Source organism: Streptomyces scopuliridis (genome assembly GCF_042790125.1).
Lineage (GTDB): Bacteria > Actinomycetota > Actinomycetes > Streptomycetales > Streptomycetaceae > Streptomyces > Streptomyces scopuliridis_A.
Window position 1 is genome coordinate 252,529 of sequence record NZ_JBHTZS010000008.1, and the last position, 17,681, is coordinate 270,209.

General features: G+C 71.5%; 13 protein-coding genes. 6 read left to right on the forward strand and 7 right to left on the reverse strand.

What is annotated here, in order from left to right; genetic code table 11:
• The first annotated feature begins 46 nt into the window (after window positions 1-46).
• Window positions 47-688: a pyridoxamine 5'-phosphate oxidase gene (pdxH, locus tag ACFRKB_RS15725; RefSeq protein WP_383106396.1), complete on the forward strand. Its 642-nt coding sequence runs from the start codon at window positions 47-49 to the stop codon at window positions 686-688.
• 228 nt (window positions 689-916) lie between these two features.
• Here pdxH and iscB read toward each other — a convergent pair whose 3' ends face one another.
• Window positions 917-2,389 (reverse strand): RNA-guided endonuclease IscB, encoded by a 1,473-nt coding sequence (gene iscB / locus ACFRKB_RS15730; protein WP_383106339.1) that lies wholly within the window; start codon window positions 2,387-2,389, stop codon window positions 917-919.
• A gap of 370 nt (window positions 2,390-2,759) precedes the next feature.
• Between iscB and ACFRKB_RS15735 the strand changes: the two genes are divergently transcribed.
• Entirely contained in the window at window positions 2,760-4,235 is a 1,476-nt protein-coding gene (locus ACFRKB_RS15735) for a PAS domain-containing protein (protein WP_383106340.1), read from the forward strand.
• A gap of 229 nt (window positions 4,236-4,464) precedes the next feature.
• Here ACFRKB_RS15735 and ACFRKB_RS15740 read toward each other — a convergent pair whose 3' ends face one another.
• The 3 genes from ACFRKB_RS15740 to ACFRKB_RS15750 form a co-directional block, all read right to left on the reverse strand.
• Window positions 4,465-5,994: a SulP family inorganic anion transporter gene (locus tag ACFRKB_RS15740; protein ID WP_383106341.1), complete on the reverse strand. Its 1,530-nt coding sequence runs from the start codon at window positions 5,992-5,994 to the stop codon at window positions 4,465-4,467.
• A gap of 70 nt (window positions 5,995-6,064) precedes the next feature.
• Window positions 6,065-6,649: a carbonic anhydrase gene (locus tag ACFRKB_RS15745; RefSeq protein ID WP_383106342.1), complete on the reverse strand. Its 585-nt coding sequence runs from the start codon at window positions 6,647-6,649 to the stop codon at window positions 6,065-6,067.
• A 711-nt stretch (window positions 6,650-7,360) separates the two neighbouring features.
• Entirely contained in the window at window positions 7,361-8,116 is a 756-nt protein-coding gene (locus ACFRKB_RS15750) for an SIS domain-containing protein (protein WP_383106343.1), read from the reverse strand.
• Between the two features lie 230 nt (window positions 8,117-8,346).
• Here ACFRKB_RS15750 and ACFRKB_RS15755 point away from each other — a divergent pair, with 230 nt between their 5' ends.
• Together ACFRKB_RS15755 and ACFRKB_RS15760 are read left to right on the forward strand one after the other, a co-directional pair.
• Window positions 8,347-9,039 (forward strand): metal-dependent transcriptional regulator, encoded by a 693-nt coding sequence (locus ACFRKB_RS15755; RefSeq protein ID WP_030351277.1) that lies wholly within the window; start codon window positions 8,347-8,349, stop codon window positions 9,037-9,039.
• 626 nt (window positions 9,040-9,665) lie between these two features.
• Window positions 9,666-10,544 (forward strand): alpha/beta fold hydrolase, encoded by an 879-nt coding sequence (locus ACFRKB_RS15760; protein ID WP_383106344.1) that lies wholly within the window; start codon window positions 9,666-9,668, stop codon window positions 10,542-10,544.
• A 148-nt stretch (window positions 10,545-10,692) separates the two neighbouring features.
• Here the strand turns inward: ACFRKB_RS15760 and ACFRKB_RS15765 are convergent, their stop codons facing one another.
• From ACFRKB_RS15765 to ACFRKB_RS15775, 3 genes are all read right to left on the reverse strand, one after another.
• The gene (locus ACFRKB_RS15765) at window positions 10,693-12,429 is read right to left on the reverse strand and encodes a transporter (protein WP_383106345.1); all 1,737 of its coding nucleotides are present in this window, start codon (window positions 12,427-12,429) and stop codon (window positions 10,693-10,695) included.
• Window positions 12,430-12,431: 2 nt separating this feature from the next.
• The gene (locus tag ACFRKB_RS15770) at window positions 12,432-13,277 is read right to left on the reverse strand and encodes an ABC transporter ATP-binding protein (RefSeq protein WP_383106346.1); all 846 of its coding nucleotides are present in this window, start codon (window positions 13,275-13,277) and stop codon (window positions 12,432-12,434) included.
• A 124-nt stretch (window positions 13,278-13,401) separates the two neighbouring features.
• Window positions 13,402-14,088 carry a bifunctional DNA primase/polymerase gene (locus ACFRKB_RS15775; protein ID WP_383106348.1) on the reverse strand — a complete coding sequence of 229 codons (687 nt, stop codon included), beginning with the start codon at window positions 14,086-14,088 and terminating at the stop codon, window positions 13,402-13,404.
• Window positions 14,089-14,396: 308 nt separating this feature from the next.
• On the opposite strand from ACFRKB_RS15775, the gene ACFRKB_RS15780 reads away from it, so the two are divergent.
• Window positions 14,397-15,779, forward strand: coding sequence for a transcriptional regulator (locus ACFRKB_RS15780; RefSeq protein ID WP_383106349.1), 1,383 nt, complete (start codon window positions 14,397-14,399; stop codon window positions 15,777-15,779).
• A 196-nt stretch (window positions 15,780-15,975) separates the two neighbouring features.
• Window positions 15,976-17,646, forward strand: a complete 1,671-nt coding sequence (locus tag ACFRKB_RS15785; RefSeq protein ID WP_383106350.1) for a hypothetical protein — start codon at window positions 15,976-15,978, stop codon at window positions 17,644-17,646.
• The last annotated feature ends 35 nt before the right edge of the window (window positions 17,647-17,681 follow it).

Sequence of the window (17,681 nt, forward strand, 5' to 3'; positions counted from 1 at the left end):
TCCCGCCGACGCCGCAGATCCCGCCGATCCCACGGACCCCGCCGCCATGCGCGAGCAGTACCGCACCACACCGCTCCTGGAGAAGGACCTCGCGCCCACGCCGATGGACCAGTTCGCCCGCTGGTTCAAGGAGGCCGCGGCCGGCGATCTCCACGAGCCGAACGCGATAGTCCTCGCGACGTCCACCGCCGAAGGCCGGCCCTCCTCGCGCACGGTGCTGCTGAAGGGGTACGACGACCGGGGCTTCGTCTTCTTCACGAACTACACGTCCCGCAAGAGCGACGAGATCGAGTCGAACCCCTTCGTCTCGCTGCTCTTCCCCTGGCACCCCCTGGCCCGCCAGATCACCATCACGGGCACCGCCGCGCGCACCGGCCGCGACGAGACAGCCGCGTACTTCCGCACCCGCCCCCACGGCTCCCAGCTCGGCGCCTGGGCCAGCGACCAGTCCAGCCCGATCGCCTCCCGCGAGGAACTGCTCCACCGCTACGACGAACTCGCCTCCCGCTACCCGGAGGGCGAACACGTACCGGTACCCCCGCAGTGGGGCGGCTACCGCGTCACCCCGCGGACCGTCGAATTCTGGCAGGGCCACGAGAACAGGCTCCACGACCGGCTGCGCTACGTACGCGACGGCGACGGTGGCGGAGAGGGCGACGGCTGGCGGGTGGAGCGGCTCTGCCCGTAGCCCCGACGAGAAAGCCCGCGGGAAAAGCAGTACCCCGCGGGCTCGGGTTCCTCCGAAGAGAAGCCGGCCGGACGTACCGGCGAGCCCGCGGGGCGGTGACTGCTTTGGATTGGGCCGGCGGTTACCGGCTCCGCACTGAGTGCGACAACGGGCCGTCAGCCCGCAGCCACCTCACGAGTCCGGAAAGAAATCACTTCCGAATCACCTCCTTTCAGTGTGCGTCACACCTTAGGAGGGGCCCCGGCGACTCTCAAGCGAATTTAGCGAGGGAGTTTCATGAGGGGCCTCCGGCCTCAGGCCGTAACCGTAACCATCGGCTCTCTGGAGCATCCGGAGGTTCCTGTGGGAGACGTCGAAGCGGACCCCGGAGGCGGTGAGCCGGTGCTGGCCGTTGGCGCGGACCGAGACGCGTCCGGTCCAGACACCCGCCCATCTGCCACCCGGAACCACGGCCCGCACGAGGTCACCGGTCCCATATCCGAAGTGACGCTTGATGCGGCTCCGCCGGAGACGGGGGAAGCCGAACCGGTCCGGGGTGGTACGGGCGTATGACCCGCGTCCGGTGGCCGTGACCACGATGACCTGCGCGGGAACGCGAACGATGGCGGCCCCGTTCTCGTGATCGAGGTGACCGACCGCGAGGGCGTCGAGGGTATGGCTCTTCGCCAGACCCATGGCGACGCGGTTCCACCTGGTACGGGCACCCGACCACGCGCGAACGGGCTTCTGGAGCGAGCCGAGGTCTTCACCGAGCTGTCGGCGCGTCGCGTTCATGGCGGCCGCGTCGCTCAGGGGAGCCTTCAACTGTTCGAGCACCGTGGCCAGGCGAGCCGGATCGTGAGCCAGGAATTCCTCCACCGGCCTGACGCCCTTCGTTTGATTGCAGGTGACGCACGCGAGCGTCAGGTTGGATACACGGCTGGAGCCGCCCCGTCCGCGGGGGCGGATGTGGTCGATATTGAGGCGAACCCCTGAGGCTCCGCAGTACGCGCAAGCCCTGCCGTGTGTGGCGAGCAGGTATGCGCGGATCTCCGCCCCGATAAGGCTTTCTCGTGTGCACTCCAGCCCACTGCCGTGCCCATCGCCGTATCGAGTTGTATCCATGGCACGCGTATCGAATGCCACCCGCTCCACATGGATCTCGGTGACGGGCGCGTACCGGCACAGGCGACTGGCGACGGACAGCGTGGTGTCGACGCGGTGGCGCAGCGACGGGGCAAGCCGGCCGGCGCGCTTGGCGCGGTTCAGCGACCGTGGCGCTCGGTAGCGGAGATTCGCGGATCGCCGCCTGCGCCGGTAGCCCGCGCGCCGCAGCAGGCAGTCGCGGATCTTCTCACCGCGGTGCCGCAATTCGATCGAGACCAGACCGCGGCGAACCGTGCGGGTCTCGCCGTCCGTACCGGCCTGCCTTCGCTCCTCGGTGAGGGCGATCCCGGTTCCCTTGGAACCAGGATCGACGCGCAGCTGCACGCCGTCCACCTCGGACGCTTCCAGCGCGCGGTCCCTGAGGCGGATGGTGAAGGGCATCTGGCGTGCGACAACGGCGCGCCCGCGGGTGAGGAGTTCGCGGGCGCGGGCCGGATGGCACGGCATCAGCGGCTGTCCGCCCCTCGCGAGGACGAACACCCTGTTCGCGTCGGTCCCGCCGCCGTAAGGGGCCGCCCGGGTGGGAACGTCACCGTTCCCGGTCTCTGCCGGCACCGCTGTAGCGGATTCAGCGTGACGCCGACGGGTTTCGGTGCCGGCCCCGCCGGTGCACCTCGCCTCTGATCGGTGATCGTGATGACTGGGGCTGGTCACTCGGTGAGGGAGCGAGTGACCTCCCTTCTCGTGTTGTCGCCGAAGGTAGGCGGGAAATCTCCGGCATGCGCTCAAAGGACGTCCGGTACGCTCATATGTGTGTTCCTCGTCGAAATCCTGATCGATCGCCCCTGGCGTGTGGTAGCCGGTGTGCGGGACAGCTTTTGGGGTGCGACGATTTCGGGGAACCTTGTGTGTGCTGAGTCACGTTCGAGTTGAATGATCGGACGTGCGTCAGCACAGGCGGAGACGCCCTGCAGGGGGTGCCAGGATGAGTGCTTCTCGGAGTGAGACCACCGATCCGCGCGGGCCGGACAAGCCGGAGCCCGATCCCGAGTCGGAGAGCGGTGCCGGGGCGGGTGGCGGGGGTGGGGCCGGGCGGGACGGGGGCGGGTCCGATCTGCTCGCGGCGTTGCTCGACGGTATGGACGCGGCCCTGTGCGCCTTCGACGCGCACGGTGTGATCACTCACTGGAACCGCGAGGCCGAGCGGATACTCGGCTGGTCCGCCGAGGAGGCCGTCGGGCGGCAGGGGTTCGCCGGATGGGCCGTGCGGACCGCCGACGCGGACGAGGTGCAGGCGCGGCTGATGGCCGTGATGGAGACGCCCGGGCGGCAGGTGGACGAGTTCGCGCTGCTGCGCAAGGACGGCGGCAGGGTGCTGATCCGCACCCAGTCGTCCGGGATGCGCGGGGCGGACGGCAAGCCCGCCGGGGTCTACAGCGCCTTCAGCGAGGTCCATGAGCAGATCGATCTGGAGCGGTCCATCGCGCTCAGCGAGGCGCTCTTCGACGACGCGTCCTGGGGTGTCGTGCTGGTCGATGTCGATCTGCGGCCGACCGTCGTCAATGGATACGCGGCGCGCGCGTTCGGTTCCGGGCGCGTTTCGGTGCTCGGCCGGCCGCTGGGCGAGCTGGTCGTGCAGGGCGTGGAGGAGCTGGAGGCCGCGCTCCACCATGTGCTCGCGGAAGGGGCGCCGAAGTCGCCCGCCGAGCTGTGGGTGTCGGTTCCGGCGGCGGACGGGGAGCGGCGCCGCTGCTGGCGCAGTGGCTTCCTGCGGCTGGCGTCTCCGCTGGCGGAGGAGCCGGTGCCGCTGGGCGTGGGATGGATGTTCCAGGATGTGACGGAGTCGAAGCTGGCGGCGCAGGAGGCGGACCGGCTGCGGTTCCGGTCCAGCCAGCTGTACCGGGCGGGGCGCGCGGCGGCGGAGTGCGAGGACCCGATGGAGGCGGCGACGGTCTATCTGGACTTCGCGCTGGCGGGTTTCGCGGATCACGCGCTGATCGATCTGGTGGCGGTGGAGCGGCCGGACGGGTCGGCGGCTCCGGTACGGCTGGTGCGGGTGGCCGAGACACCGTCCGGTGGCGGGTCGGGGCCGGGCATGCCCGTCGAGACGGGCGGGATACCGGTGCGGTACATGACCGGGCATCCGGCGCTTCAGGCGATGGACCGCAACGGTTCGGTCCGGGCGAGCGCTCCTACCGCCGCCTCCGGCGGTTCCGCGCAGGCGCCGGGCGCCGTCCCCTCCCCGGCCTGGGCGAGTTCGCGGCAGTGGCCGCCGGACTCGGTGCACGCCCTGTGTACGGTGCTGCGCAGCCGGGGCCGGTCGCTGGGCGTGGTGACGTTCCTGCGGGGAGCGAGCCGGGCCGCCTTCGAACGGCCGGACGCGGTGTACGCGGAGGATGTGACGATCCGCGTGGCGGCGGCCCTGGATCTCTTTGAGGTCCTGTCCGCCCTGTCCGACTGACGGCGGGGAAGGACGGCCGCTGCCGGACGGCGCGGGCAGTACGGACGGCGCGGGCAGTACGGACGGCGCGGGCAGTACGGACGGCGCGGGCAGTACGGACGGCGCGGGCAGTACGGACGGCGCAGGCAGTACGGACGGCGCAGGCAGTACGGACGGCGCGGGCAGTACGGACGGCGCGCGGGCGCGTCGTACATGCGCCGCCCGCGCGCCGCCCAACACTGACGCATCGTCAGGTCGCGCCCGCCTTGGGCCCCGACGCCGCGCCGCCTTCCCCGAGTGGTGCCGCTTCCGGGGGCAGCATCCTGACCGGTTCCGTCTCCGCGTCGTTGTGCCGTAGCGCCCAGTTCTCCAGGGCGATGCGGCACGCGTGGTCGACATGGCGCAGACCGGACAGATCCAGCTCGATCGGCCGGTCCTTCGGCAGCGCCTCCAACTGCTCCATGATGCGCGGGAGCCGAAGGAACGTCGCGTTGCCGGTGACCGACACCACCATCCGGCCGCCGGTGAGTTCATGCACGTCGACGTGGAGGTGGGAGATCTCCCACGCGGTCTTGACCACCGCGAGCAGCAGCCCGAGCACCACGCCCTCGAAGAGGTTCGTGACCAGGACTGCCAGCGCCGTGATGGCGAGGATCACGGCTTCGCCGCGGTGCTCCCGCCACAGCGGGCGCAGTTCTCTGAACGGTACGAGCTTGCAGCCCGCGTGCACCAGGACGCCGGCGAGCGCCGCGAGCGGGATGATGCCGATCGCCGCCGGCAGCAGCGCGGCGAACAGCAGCAGCCACAGGCCGTGCAGGATCCGGGAGAGTGAAGTCCGCGCGCCCGCCTGGACGTTGGCGGCGCTGCGTACGATGACCGCGGTCATCGGCAGCGCGCCGAGCGCGCCGCAGACCGTGTTCCCGACGCCCTGCGCCATGAGTTCCTTGTTGTAGTCCGTGCGCGGACCGTCATGCATACGGTCCACCGCCGCGGCGCTGAACAGGCTCTCCGCCGAGGCGATCAGGGTGAACGCGAGCACGGTGCCGAGGGCGGCCACGCTCGCCAGCTGTCCGAACTCGTCGAGCCCGGGTGGACGTATGGACTCCAGCAGACCTTGCACCTCGACCTTGGCGACGGGCAGATCCAGCAGGAAGACCGTTCCGGTGGCCAGCGCCACGGCGGCCAGCGGGCCCGGGATCATCCGGGCGCCGGCCGGGAGGCGGGGCCAGAGCACCAGTACGGCGATGGTCCCCGCACCGATGAGGAACGCCGTCAGCGCCGTGCCGTCGGTGATGATGTCGAAAGCCAGTCCGGGCAGCCCGGCGATCTTGCCGAGCCCGCCGGACGGCTGTGCGCTGTCGGCCATGGCGTACACCTGGCCCAGGACGAGCACGAGGCCGATGCCGGCCAGCATCCCCTGGACGACGGCGACCGAGATGGCCCGGAACCAGCGGCCGAAACCGAAGGCGCCGAGGGCCAGTTGCAGCAATCCGGCCACCAGGACGATGGCGCCGAGTGTGCCGACGCCGAACTCCTTGACCGCTTCGTATACGAGGACCGTGAGGCCGGCCGCGGGACCGCTCACCTGTAGCGAGCTGCCGGGCAGGCAACCCACGATGATTCCGCCGACGATGCCGGTGACCAGACCGAGTTCGGCGGGGACACCGGAGGCGACCGCCACCCCCACACAGAGTGGCAGGGCGACGAGGAAGACGACGAGGGACGCGAGTATCTCGCGTCGAAGGACACGCTGGTCCTTCAGAAGTGGGAGGGAGAGCATGACGGGTTGTCCTAGCTGTGCGGTCCGCGAGCGGACAGGAGGTGGGGAGAGGTCGAAACCGAGGCCGCCGTCACAGCGGTCTGAACTCCCCGCCCAGCTCGGGCCGGTGGACGCTGATCGCGCCCGTGTCCACTTCGTAGTACCAGGCGTGCAAGGAGAGACGGCCCTCCGCGAGGCGTTCCCGTACGGCGGGGTAGCTCCGGAGGGTGTCGAGCTGGGCCGCCGCGTGGTGCCGTACGGCGTGGGCGAGGCCATGGTCCGACGGCAGCGCGGAGGCGCCGAGGCCGAGCCAGTCGCGCACGGCGGGAACCGCGGAGAGATCCTCGCCGCGGACCATGGCGCCCACGGCGCCGCAGTGTGAGTGACCGCAGACGACCAGGTCACGGACGTTGAGCACGCGCAGCGCGTACTCGATGGTGGCGGTCTCGCCGCTGGGCCTGTCCGCGTCGTACGGGGGGACGATGTTGCCCGCCGTACGCAGCTCGAACAGCTCGCCCGGACGGGCGCCGGTGATGAGGGAGGGGATGACACGGGAGTCCGAGCAGGTGATGAAGAGCGCTTGCGGCGTCTGCCCCGCCGCGAGATCTCGGAACTCGTCGGGGCGTTCCGCCACCTGCACGGAGAAGGAACGGGCGTTGTCGATGAGGGATTTCATGATGGCCTGCCTCCTGCACCCTCGGGCTTGCCGGGGCGCGGTGTGGTCGGGTCAGTGGGGGGTGAAACGGATGTGCGAGAACTGAGAGTTGAGCATGAGGGTTGAACCTGAGGGTTGACGTGAGGGTCGCACTGAGGGTTGAACGTGGGGGTGGAGCACGAGGGTTATGGCGTGCGGGTCAGATCGTGGGGGAAAGGGCCGGGCGTCGGTGGAAGTCCCGGGCCTGACGGGGAGCCGTGCGGGCGTCGCGCCCTGCCGGATCGCGGCAGTTGAGGGAGGCCGGCGTGGCGGCTGCCGTGCGGTGGTCGTGGCGGCCGGGTCAGGAAGCGGTGGTCCCGCGTCTGACGGTGGACTCGCGGTCCAGTCGGATTCTCACAGCTCGCCCTTTCCGTCTTTCGGTCTTTCCGTGGCGCCGTGCGGGTGCGGCCGTACGTGCCGACGCGTCGTCAGCTCCGATGATGCCGCACCGCAGCGTCCCCCACTTTGCCTGAACATTACTTCCTTGTGAAAGATCAAAATTCCGCCAAGTGCCCCTCCGGTGACGCAAAGTGGCGGTTCTCGGGGGGCGGAGCGGGCCGGGGCCTGCGGAAACGTGTCCCGCAGGCCCCGGATGTCACTCTCGGTTTCCGTTGTTACGTGCGTCGCATTTTTGTCTCCGGCAGCGTCGCTTTACCGCGGCCGCCGCAGTCCGTCGCGATTCGCAGACACGTTCTAGTGTCGGTAGAAGATCCGATCGCCGTACTCGGTCATGACGCGGCCATTCCACTCGGTCCCGCCGTCGACATTCCCCGAACGCAGGAGCGGGGGTTCGATTCCGCGGGCGACCAGCTCTCCCGCGGCCGCCGCCATCATCGCCTGCATCAGGGCGCTGGTGACGACGGTGGAGGCCGGGGCGAAGGGGGCCTCGATGCCCTCGGCCGTCAGTTCCGCGTCGCCGACCGCGATCTTGCTGTCCAGCACGATGTCGCAGTGGTCCTTGAGATAGGTCCCGGTGAGGTGCCGGGACTTGGTCTCCGTCGCGTACGCCACGGACGTCACGCCGATGACCTTCAGCCCCAGCGCCCGCGCGTTCATCGCCATCTCGACGGGCAGCGCGTTGCGTCCGGAGAGGGAGATGATCACCAGCAGGTCCCCGGCGCGGGCGGGGCTGGAGTCGAGTACGGCGCCCGCCAGCCCGTCGACCCGTTCCAGCGCGGAGCCGAGGGTCGCCGGCATGACATCGACGCCGACCACGCCGGGCACGGTGAGCAGGTTCATCACGGCGAAGCCGCCGGCCCGGTAGACGACGTCCTGCGCGGCGAGCGAGGAGTGCCCGGCGCCGAAGGCGAAGAGCCGGCCCCCGGCGGCGACGGTGTCGGCGACGGCGGTTCCGGCGGCGGCGACGTGGGCGGACTCCTCGTCGCGTACCCGCTGGAGCAGACCGATCGCCGCGTCGAAGAACTGGCCGGCCAGCTTGCTCTCGCTCATCGGGGAGGCCCTTCCGGGGTGGGGGTTCACGGGCGGGGCGGGCACGGGGAATGTCTGTGCCGCGGATCACGTTGAGGTCTGGACCATTGCTCTGTCAATACGGCGACCCGACACGGCCGTCCCGCCGCATCCGGGTCCCGCTCCTTCCACTCGCCACGGCACGGCACGGTTGTCGGTGGTATGGGTCAGAATTGGGTCAGGGCCAGCGCACGATTTATCGAGGGGCATGTATGTCCGGACTGATCGACACGACGGAGATGTACCTCCGCACCATCCTTGAGCTGGAAGAGGAAGGTGTGGTCCCGATGCGCGCCCGGATCGCGGAGCGGCTCGACCAGAGCGGGCCCACGGTCAGCCAGACCGTGGCCCGTATGGAGCGCGACGGACTGGTGCAGGTCGCGGGTGACCGGCATCTGGAGCTGACCGAAGAAGGGCGCCGGCTGGCGACGCGCGTGATGCGCAAGCACAGGCTCGCCGAGTGTCTCCTGGTCGATGTGATCGGCCTGGAGTGGGAGCAGGTGCACGCGGAGGCGTGCCGCTGGGAGCATGTGATGAGCGAGGCGGTGGAGCGGCGCGTGCTCGAACTGCTCCGTCATCCGACGGAGTCGCCGTACGGCAACCCGATCCCGGGCCTGGAGGAGCTGGGCGAGAAGGCCGAGGCGGACCCGTTCCTGGATGTCGGGATGGTGAGCCTCGCCGAGCTGGATCCGGGCGCCGAGGGCAAGACGGTCGTGGTGCGGCGGATCGGCGAGCCCATCCAGACCGATGCGCAGCTGATGTACACGCTGCGGCGCGCGGGCGTACAGCCCGGGTCCGTGGTGAGTGTGACGGAGTCTCCCGGCGGGGTATTGGTCGGGAGCAGTGGCGAGGCGGCGGAGCTTCAGTCCGAGGTGGCGTCGCACGTCTTCGTCGCCAAGCGCTGAGGCACCGGGTCCCGTCGTCGAAGGAGCGCCGTCAGCCCGTGGGGCGGCGGCGCTTCGTGGCCGGAGGGTATGCGCTTTCCGGCCGGAGGGGGCGACGGCTGGGCCGTCGCGTGCCAGTCTGTGGCAGAGGCATATGACCTGAAGGGCCGGCCGGGGGTGCGCCCCCGGGGCGGTCCGAGGCCGGGGAGGGGGCGGGGTGATGCGCCTGTGCGGGGGTGTGCACGGTGTGTCCCGACTGCGGTACGGCGCGTATGCACTGCGCCTGCGTGAAACGAGCCATGTGCGCGGGCCGGGCGGACTGCCCGGCCGGACCGGTCCGTTCGGAAGGGGCGGCTCCGGCACCTTTCGGCACCGGAGCCTGTCCTCCCCTGCACTGACCCGGAGCCCCGAGCTCCCAGGGTCATTCCCCTCGGACCGTCATCCCCGAGCGGCCCGCCTCCCGGAGAAGATCTCCCCCGGGCCGCGTCCGGCAATCCTGGAGCGCGGTCACTCGAACGAGCGGTGTTGCGCGGGGGAATCATATTTTCGAATGGGAGTTCGATAGTCTGGCGCGGCTGGACGCATCGGAACGGGGCCAGAGCGGAATCCGACTCGACCACTCAGGACCGAAGGGGGTGCCGGGACACATGGTGCGGCGCATCGATGTGACCGGAGCGGACGGTGTACGTCTCGCTGCCTGGGAGTTTGCCGACCCGCCCAAGCGAGGCGAGGAGAGGGGACGGGAGGAGACGGAGAGGGCCACCGGCGTCTTATTGCTGCACGGCCTCATGGGCCGGGCCTCGCACTGGGCCGCCACGGCGCGCTGGCTCTCGGAGCGGCACCGCGCGATCGCGCTCGACCAGCGCGGCCACGGCCGCAGCGACAAGCCGCCCGAGGGGCCGTTCACGCGCGAGGCGTACGTGGCCGACGCCGAGGCCGCGATCGAACAGCTCGGTCTCGCGCCCGTCACGCTCATCGGCCACTCGATGGGCGCGCTCACCGCGTGGCAGCTGGCCGCCAGGCGCCCCGATCTGGTCCGGGCCCTGGTCATCTGCGACATGCGGGCCTCGGCGCTGGGGGCGGCGTCCCAGCGGGAGTGGACGGACTGGTTCCGCGCCTGGCCCGTCCCGTTCGCGACGCTCGCCGACGTACGGAAGTGGTTCGGCGAGGACGACCCCTGGGTGGAGCGCCCCACGCCGGCGCGTGGCGAGTTCTTCGCCGAGGTGATGGCGGAGAGCGCGGACGGCTGGCGCCCGGTCTTTTCGCGCCGCCAGATGCTGACGTCCCGGGAGACCTGGGTCCATGACGCGCACTGGGAGGAGCTGGCACAGGTCCAGTGCCCGACCCTGGTGGTCCGCGGGCTGGACGGTGAGCTGGGCCGCGCCGAGGCGCACGAGATGGTGCGGGTGCTGCCGCGCGGGCAGTACGCGGAGGTGACGGAGGCGGGCCATCTCGCCCATTACGACCAGCCGGAAGCCTGGCGGGCGGCGATCGAACCGTTCCTGGACGGTGCGCTGACGCCCTGACGCGACGGGACGCCCTGACGCGACGGGACGTCTTGACGCGACGGGGCGTCTTGACGCGACGGGGCGCCCTGCCGGGGCGGGCGCCCTGACGTGCCGGGACGCCTCGACGCGACGATCACGACGGACGGCCGGGCGGGTCCCGGACGCGTCAGCCCTTGCTGACCGCCGTGAGGATCTCCGGCAGGCGCGCCGCCGTCCGCGGGGCCGCCAGACGGAGGCCGCCCGCCGCTGCCAAGGCGCCGTACACCGCACCGGCCGGGAGCAGCAGCCAGGCCCATTCGTCCGCGCCGGAGACATGGATCCAGATCGCCAGCGCGAGCACCGGCGCGCACAGCAGCGCACCCCCGAGCATGCCGCCGAAGATCGAGATCCAGGCGAGACCGGCCTGGCCGGGGGCGACGTTCTTGTAACCGCTGTCCTGCGGTATCGAGTACGGGAAGCGCGCCGAGGCGAGCGCGCCCGTCGCCAGCATCGCGCCGAGCAGGGCGAAGGAGAGCCCGAGCGCCTCGGGCAGGGCCTGCCAGTCGCCCAGCAGCGCCGCCGTGGCCACGGTCACCAGCGCCGAGTACGGCAGGGTGATCACCAGCAGCGCCAGCGCACGCGCGCGCAGTTCGAGATAGGCGTCCCGCGTCGAGGAGATCGTCAGCGCGACCATCCAGAAGGCCGAGGTGTCCTGGCCGAACTGGTTGTACATCTGGATGCCGAGCATGCCGGCCGCGAAACACGCGAAGTAGATCGTGCCCGTGCCCTGGAGCGCGTTGAACAGCGGCACGATCAGGCCGATGGCCAGCGAGGTCACCCAAGCCGCCTTGGTCTTCGGGTCGCGCCACACGTACCGCAGACTGCGGAGCATCACCGTGCCCGTACGCCCCTCGGGCAGCAGCCGCCCCGGCTGCCACCCCGACTCCTTGCGGGCCGGTTCCGCCGCCGCGAGCGTCGAGCCGTCCGGGGCGGTCATCAGCTTCACCAGCGAGCGCTGCCACGCGTACAGCAGGGCCGCCAGCGCGGCCACCGTCAGCAGCAGCTGGGCCACGGCCCGCCCGTACGCGCCTTCGCCGACCGACTCCACCGCGCCCATCGCGGACGCCGGCGGCAGCCACCGTACGAGGCTCGCCGCCGGGTCGAGCGCGGCGAGCCCGCCCGCCTCCCCGAGCCGCCGGACGCCGAAGTTGACGACCTGGATGCCCACCGCGATCACCAGACCGCTCAGGACGGCCAGATCGCGGCCCTTGCGCGAGGTCAGCAGCCGGATGTTGGCCGTCGCGACGGCGCGGGCCAGCGCCACGCACACGAGCAGGACCAGCGGTACGGCCAGGACCGAGACGGCGACGGCCGCCGCGCCGTGTGCCGTCGCCGCCGCCGAGCCGACCGCCAGACAGAGCGTGAACAGCGGCCCGATCCCCACCAGCGAGGCCGCGAGCAGCGCCCCGACCAGCGGTCGCGGGCGCAGCGGCAGCATCACCAGCCGGGTCGGGTCGAGCGTCTCGTCGCCGCCGGGGAAGAAGAGCGGCATCACGGCCCAGCCCAGCGCCAGCAGGGCGGTCAGCAGCACGACCAGCGTGCCCGCGTGCTCGTTTCCGCGCAGCAGGAAGAGGCCGAGGAACTGCGCCGCCGCGAGGAGCAGCGCGATGACCGCCGACGCGATGTACGCGACCGCCCGGCCCGACGACTGCCGCAGCCCGTTGCGCAGGAGGGAGAGCTTCAGCCGTACGAAGACGGGCGTGAGCGAGACGGACGCGGGCGAGGCGGGTGTCAGAGGGACGGGCCCCGGCGGCACGGGCCCCGGCGAGACGGAGCCCGGCGAGACGGAGCCGGGCGGGGCGGGCGTCAGTGGGTCGGACGTGAGCCGGTCGGAGGCTATCGGCGCGGGGTTGTTCTCGGCCATGTTCATCGCGCGCCGCCCAGCCAGTCCAGCGACTCCCCGGCGCCGCGTCCCCGCGCGCCCACCAGCTCCAGGAAGGCGTTCTGGAGGGAGGGCGCGTCACCCCGTACCTCGTCGAGGGTGCCCTGCGCGCGGATACGGCCCGCCACCATCACGGCGACCCAGTCGCACAGCGACTCGACCAGTTCCATGACATGGCTGGAGAAGACGACGGTCGCGCCCGAGTCCGTATAGCGCTCCAGGACGCCGCGGATCGTCTGCGCGGAGACCGGGTCGACGCCCTCGAACGGCTCGTCCAGGAAGAGGACCTGGGGGTTGTGGAGCAGCGCTGCCGCGAGGCCGATTTTCTTTCGCATACCTGTCGAGTAGTCGACAACGAGTTTGTGTTGCGCACCCGCCAGGTCCAGTACGTCGAGAAGCTGGGTGGCCCGTTTGTCGACCTCGGCGCCCGGCAGCCCCCGCAGCCGCCCGGTGTAGCCGAGAAGTTCCCGCCCGGAGAGCCGCTCGAAGAGCCGCAGCCCCTCCGGCAGGACGCCGATCCGCGCCTTGACCTCGGCGGGGTCGCGCCAGACATCGTGCCCGGCGACCCGTACCCGCCCCTGGTCGGGCCGGAGGAGGCCGGTGACCATGGACAGGGTCGTGGTCTTGCCCGCGCCGTTCGGCCCGACCAGGCCGATGAACTGGCCGGCGGGCAGTTCGAGGTCGATGCCCGCGACGGCGATGTGTTCGCCGAAGCGCTTCCACAGCCCCTCGACCTGAACGGCGGGCGGTATCGGCCGCGCACCGTCGGCCCCGTCCGCCCCCTCGGCCGGTGTCCGATCCCGTGCCTGGTCCCGTGCCTGCTCCGGCATCGCGCACCGCCTCTCGATGTCTCGTACGGATGTCCCCGTATGGCTACGGGGAGCGGATGGCTACGGGGACCACCTTATGTACGAGGTCGGACAGGGACTACGTGATGTACGGGGCCGGACAGGACTACGCGCGACGGGCCCGCTCCTCGGCGGCCTCCCGCCCGCACGCGTACGCCAAGGGGCTCATCAGATCCTCGACGTCCGGCAGCCAGCGGTTGGCGTGCGTGGGGCGGCGCGCCCACTGCACCGCGCCGCTGCCGCCGATCCGCGTCGGCGGGGCCGCCACATACTCCCCCTCGCCCCGCGTGACCAGGTCGATCGCCCCGGGCGTCCAGCCCAGCCTCCGTACGAGGTCGTCCACCTTGAGCGCCGCGCCCGGCAGGACGAAGAACAGCATCCGCCGGTCCGGGGTGCGGGTCACAGGACCGAGCGTCAGCTCCATCCGCTCCATCCTGGCCAGGGCCAGGAAACCGGCCGACTCCGGTACGTCGAGCGCGTCGAAGGCGCGTCCCGTCGGCAGCAGGACCGACGCCCTGGGCTCTTTCGACCAGAGTCTGCGCGCCGCGACCGCGCTGCCCGTCGCCTGGGCCGCCCAGTCGGGACCGGTCGCGTGCGCGCCCGGCACAGGGCAGTCGGTCCGCTCGCACGAGCAGGTCTCCCGGCCGTCCGCCGCCTCCAGCCAGGTACCGGGGAACACGTCCCAGTGCCGCTCTTCCGCGTACCGCACCGCGCTGTCCAGCAGCAGGTCGCCCCGCTGCTGAGGGATGTGCGCCGTGTCCGTCACTCCGATGGTCTCTTCCACGAACAGCACAACTACCGCCGCCACCACGGGTTACGGGGTGCCCGTTGCCACGCCGGGGAACATCCGCCGTGCAAATGGGGCGCATGGATGCATGGGCGGGGGCGCGCGGGAAGGGGTGGGGCGGTAAGGGGGTAGCCACCCTCGGGGGTCCGACAACATATGGGCAACGCGGGCGGCACGCAGGGAAGCCCTGCCGTGTTTACCGAAGCTTTCTGAAAATCCTCGAATTTTTCCGTTATCACCGAACATGTGCATTCTTTGCATATGTGACGGGCAGTGTTCAGTGAGCTGATCACTGCGGCCACAGGGGGTATCCATTGGCAGCCAGACCACTCGTCGCGCGCCAGCCGAACGAACGGCTCCAGGCGCTCATCCAGGAGGCGGGGTGTTCCAACGCCGGGCTCGCCCGGCGCGTCAACATGGTGGGCGCGGAGCGCGGGTTGGACTTGCGCTACGACAAGACCTCGGTGGCGCGCTGGTTACGTGGACAGCAGCCGCGTGGCCGGGCCCCTGGAGTCATCGCCGAGGCGCTGGGCCGGAAGCTCGGCCGTACGGTCACCATCGACGAGATCGGGATGGCGAACGGCAAGAATCTGGCCTCGGGCGTCGGCCTGCAGTTCTCGCCCACCGTCATGGGCGCGATCGAGCAGGCCTGTGAGCTGTGGCGCAGTGATGTGGGCCGCCGTGACTTCCTCTCCGGCTCGGCGGTGGCGTCCTCGGCGCTCGTCGAGCCCAGCAGGGACTGGCTGATCACGGGCGCGGACCCGTCCGTCGCGCGCAACACCGGTGCGCGGGTGGGGGATTCGGATGTCGAGGCGGTACGGGCCATGACCACGGCCCTCATCGATCTCGACCACCGGTTCGGCAGCGGTCATGTCCGTCCCGTCGTCGTCCACTATCTCAACAGCGTGGTGTCGGGCCTGCTTTCCGGTTCGTACCGGGAGTCGGTCGGCCGGAGGCTCTTCGCGGCGGTCTCCCGACTGACCGAGCTGGCCGGCTATATGGCGATCGACACCGGTCAGCCGGGGCTCGCCCAGCGCTACTACATCCAGGCGCTGCGGCTGGCCCAGGCGTCCGGGGACCGCGGTTACGGCGGCTATGTGCTGGCCGCGTCCATGAGTCATCTGGCGGCGCAGCTCGGGAATCCGCGCGAGATCGCGCAGTTGGCGCGGGCGGCGCAGGAGGGAGCGCGCGGGCAGGTGGCGCCGAGGGCGCAGGCCATGTTCCACGCGGCGGAGGCCCGGGGGCACGCGCTGCTGGGCGACGTCCGTACCTGCGAGGCGGTCGTCGGCCGGGCGGTCACCGCGCTGGAGCAGGCGGACGACGCCTCGGGCGACGACCCGGACTGGATCACGCATTTCGATCACGCGTATCTCGCGGACGAGTTGGCGCACTGCTACCGGGATCTGGGCATGCCGGAGGCGGCGGCCCGGCATGCCGAGGACTCCCTGGCGGGCCATCCCGAGTCCCGGGCCAGGCGGCGGGCGATCGGGTTCGTCCTGCTGGCCACGTCCCAGGTCCAGCAGCGGGAGGTCGAGGAGGCGTGCCGGACGGGCACGCGCGCGGTGGAGCTGCTGGGTACGCTGCGCTCCAGCCGGGGCGCGGAGTATCTCGACGATCTCCAGCAGCGGCTGGAGCCGTACGCCAACGAGCCCGCGGTGCGGGAGTTCGGGGCGCGGCTGGAGATCCAGGCGGCGTGACGGCGCGACGGGGGTGCCGCGGGGCCGGCGTCGAGGTGATCAAGTCCGGGGCGGGGTGGGTGAATTCGGACCCGTTATCAGCGTCTGGAGGGGACGAGTTGTTACAGGGCCGACGCGCGTGGCAGTGGCCGCGATTCACCCGGTAGCGTGAGCCGACGATTCGGTAGGTCGACACGTTCCATACGTAGGAGTCCCGGTGACGCACAGCGGACAAGGGGATGAGCCGCAGCACCCCGCCGCTCGCCCCGCGCACGAAGGCGTGGTGCTGCCCAGCGACGGCAGCGGGCCCTGGATTCCCGGCACGGCCGCGGACCAGGACCGGGCCGTGCCGGCCGGCGGGCAGCCGTGGGGACAGCCCTGGGGGCCGCAGGACGGCCGCCAGGAGCAGCCCGGGTTCGGGGGCGGCGCGCCGTCGGCCCCGCCGTCGTACGGGCAGACCTACGGGCAGTCGTACGAGCCGCAGCAGGGCGGCCAGTCGTACGGCGCTCCGCTGCCGCAGGCGCAGGGACAGCCGGTCCAGGGACAGCCGGCCGAGGGACAACCGGTTCACGGGCAGCCGGTCCACGGACAGCCGGTTCACGGACAGCCGGTCCACGGGCAGCCGTACGCGCCGTACCAGCAGTATCCGCATCCGCAGGGACAGCAGCTTCCACCGGCGCAGCCCCAGCCCCAGCCCCTGCCTCCGGTCCAGGCGCAGTCGCTGTCGCAGCCTCTGCCGCTGCCGGCGGAAGCGCCCGCGCCCGGCAGTGCGGACGCGACGCAGTATCTGCCGCCGGTGCCCGCGGCAGGGGACTCGGACGCCACGCAGTTCATCGCACCGATCCCGCCGGGCCCCGGCATGCTGCCGCCGGAGAGCGCCGCGGAGGCCACGCAGTATCTGCCGTCCACCGCACCGCCCCCGCAGGGCCCGGACGGGGACGCCACGCAGTTCATCGCGCCCGTCCCCCCGCAGAACGTCCCGGCCCCGCCCCCGGGAGCGCCGTACGGCATACGGCCCGGCGCCCCCGGCGACCGCCAGCCGCCCGCGGAGTTCGACAACCTCTTCCGCACGGACGGGCCGGGCGGGGGACAGGGCGCGGAGTCCACGCAGCAGATGCCCCAGTTCGACGCGGGCCAAGGGCCGCAGCCGCCCCGGCAGCCCCAGCAGCAGCCCGGGCCGTACGGCCGCCAGCCCGGCGCGTACCAGCAGCCGCCGGTCCAGCGGGGCCCGACGGGCGGCGGGCGCGGCTCGGCGCGCCGCAAGTCCTCCCGTGCGCCGGTGATCGCGGCCGTCGTCGTCGGCTGCGCCGTGCTCGGCCTGGGCGCGGGCGCGCTGATGAGCGGCGGCGGCGACTCGCCCCAGGACGACAGCAAGACGGTGGCCTCGGCGAGCTCACCCAGCGCCGAACCCTCCACCCAGGCCGCCCCGGACCCGGTGAAGCAACAGGCCGAGGCGCTCGACAAGCTCCTCGCGGACAGCAACAGCAGCCGTTCGACGGTCATCAACGCGGTCGAGGACATCAAGTCCTGCGACAACCTCGACCAGGCGGCCACCGACCTCCACGGAGCGGCCGAGCAGCGCCGGAGCCTGGTGACCCGGCTGGAAGCGCTGACGCTCGACAAACTCCCCAGCCACAGCGCCCTGACGTCCTCCCTCACCGACGCCTGGCAGGCCTCGGCCTCGGCGGACGACCACTACGCGCAGTGGGCCAAGCAGGCGAAGGGCAAGAAGGGCTGCAAGGACGGCCGCGCGCGCACGACCTCCCACTTGGCCAAGGGAAACCAGGCGAGCGGCGAGGCCACGGCGGCGAAGCAGAAGGCGTCGGGCCTGTGGAACAGCATCGCCAAGCAGTACGGCCTGACGGAACGGGCCCCGACCCAGCTGTAGCCGTACGGGCCGCGCCCCAGCTTTAGCCGTACGGG

What these genes read in the sequence shown, in the direction of transcription:
- pdxH (WP_383106396.1), top strand. Translation starts at nt 47, where the DNA reads ATGCGCGAGCAGTACCGCACCACACCGCTCCTGGAGAAGGACCTCGCG.
- ACFRKB_RS15735 (WP_383106340.1), top strand. Translation starts at nt 2,760, where the DNA reads ATGAGTGCTTCTCGGAGTGAGACCACCGATCCGCGCGGGCCGGACAAG.
- ACFRKB_RS15740 (WP_383106341.1), bottom strand. Translation starts at nt 5,994, where the DNA reads ATGCTCTCCCTCCCACTTCTGAAGGACCAGCGTGTCCTTCGACGCGAG.
- ACFRKB_RS15745 (WP_383106342.1), bottom strand. Translation starts at nt 6,649, where the DNA reads ATGAAATCCCTCATCGACAACGCCCGTTCCTTCTCCGTGCAGGTGGCG.
- ACFRKB_RS15750 (WP_383106343.1), bottom strand. Translation starts at nt 8,116, where the DNA reads ATGAGCGAGAGCAAGCTGGCCGGCCAGTTCTTCGACGCGGCGATCGGT.
- ACFRKB_RS15755 (WP_030351277.1), top strand. Translation starts at nt 8,347, where the DNA reads ATGTCCGGACTGATCGACACGACGGAGATGTACCTCCGCACCATCCTT.
- ACFRKB_RS15760 (WP_383106344.1), top strand. Translation starts at nt 9,666, where the DNA reads ATGGTGCGGCGCATCGATGTGACCGGAGCGGACGGTGTACGTCTCGCT.
- ACFRKB_RS15765 (WP_383106345.1), bottom strand. Translation starts at nt 12,429, where the DNA reads ATGGCCGAGAACAACCCCGCGCCGATAGCCTCCGACCGGCTCACGTCC.
- ACFRKB_RS15770 (WP_383106346.1), bottom strand. Translation starts at nt 13,277, where the DNA reads ATGCCGGAGCAGGCACGGGACCAGGCACGGGATCGGACACCGGCCGAG.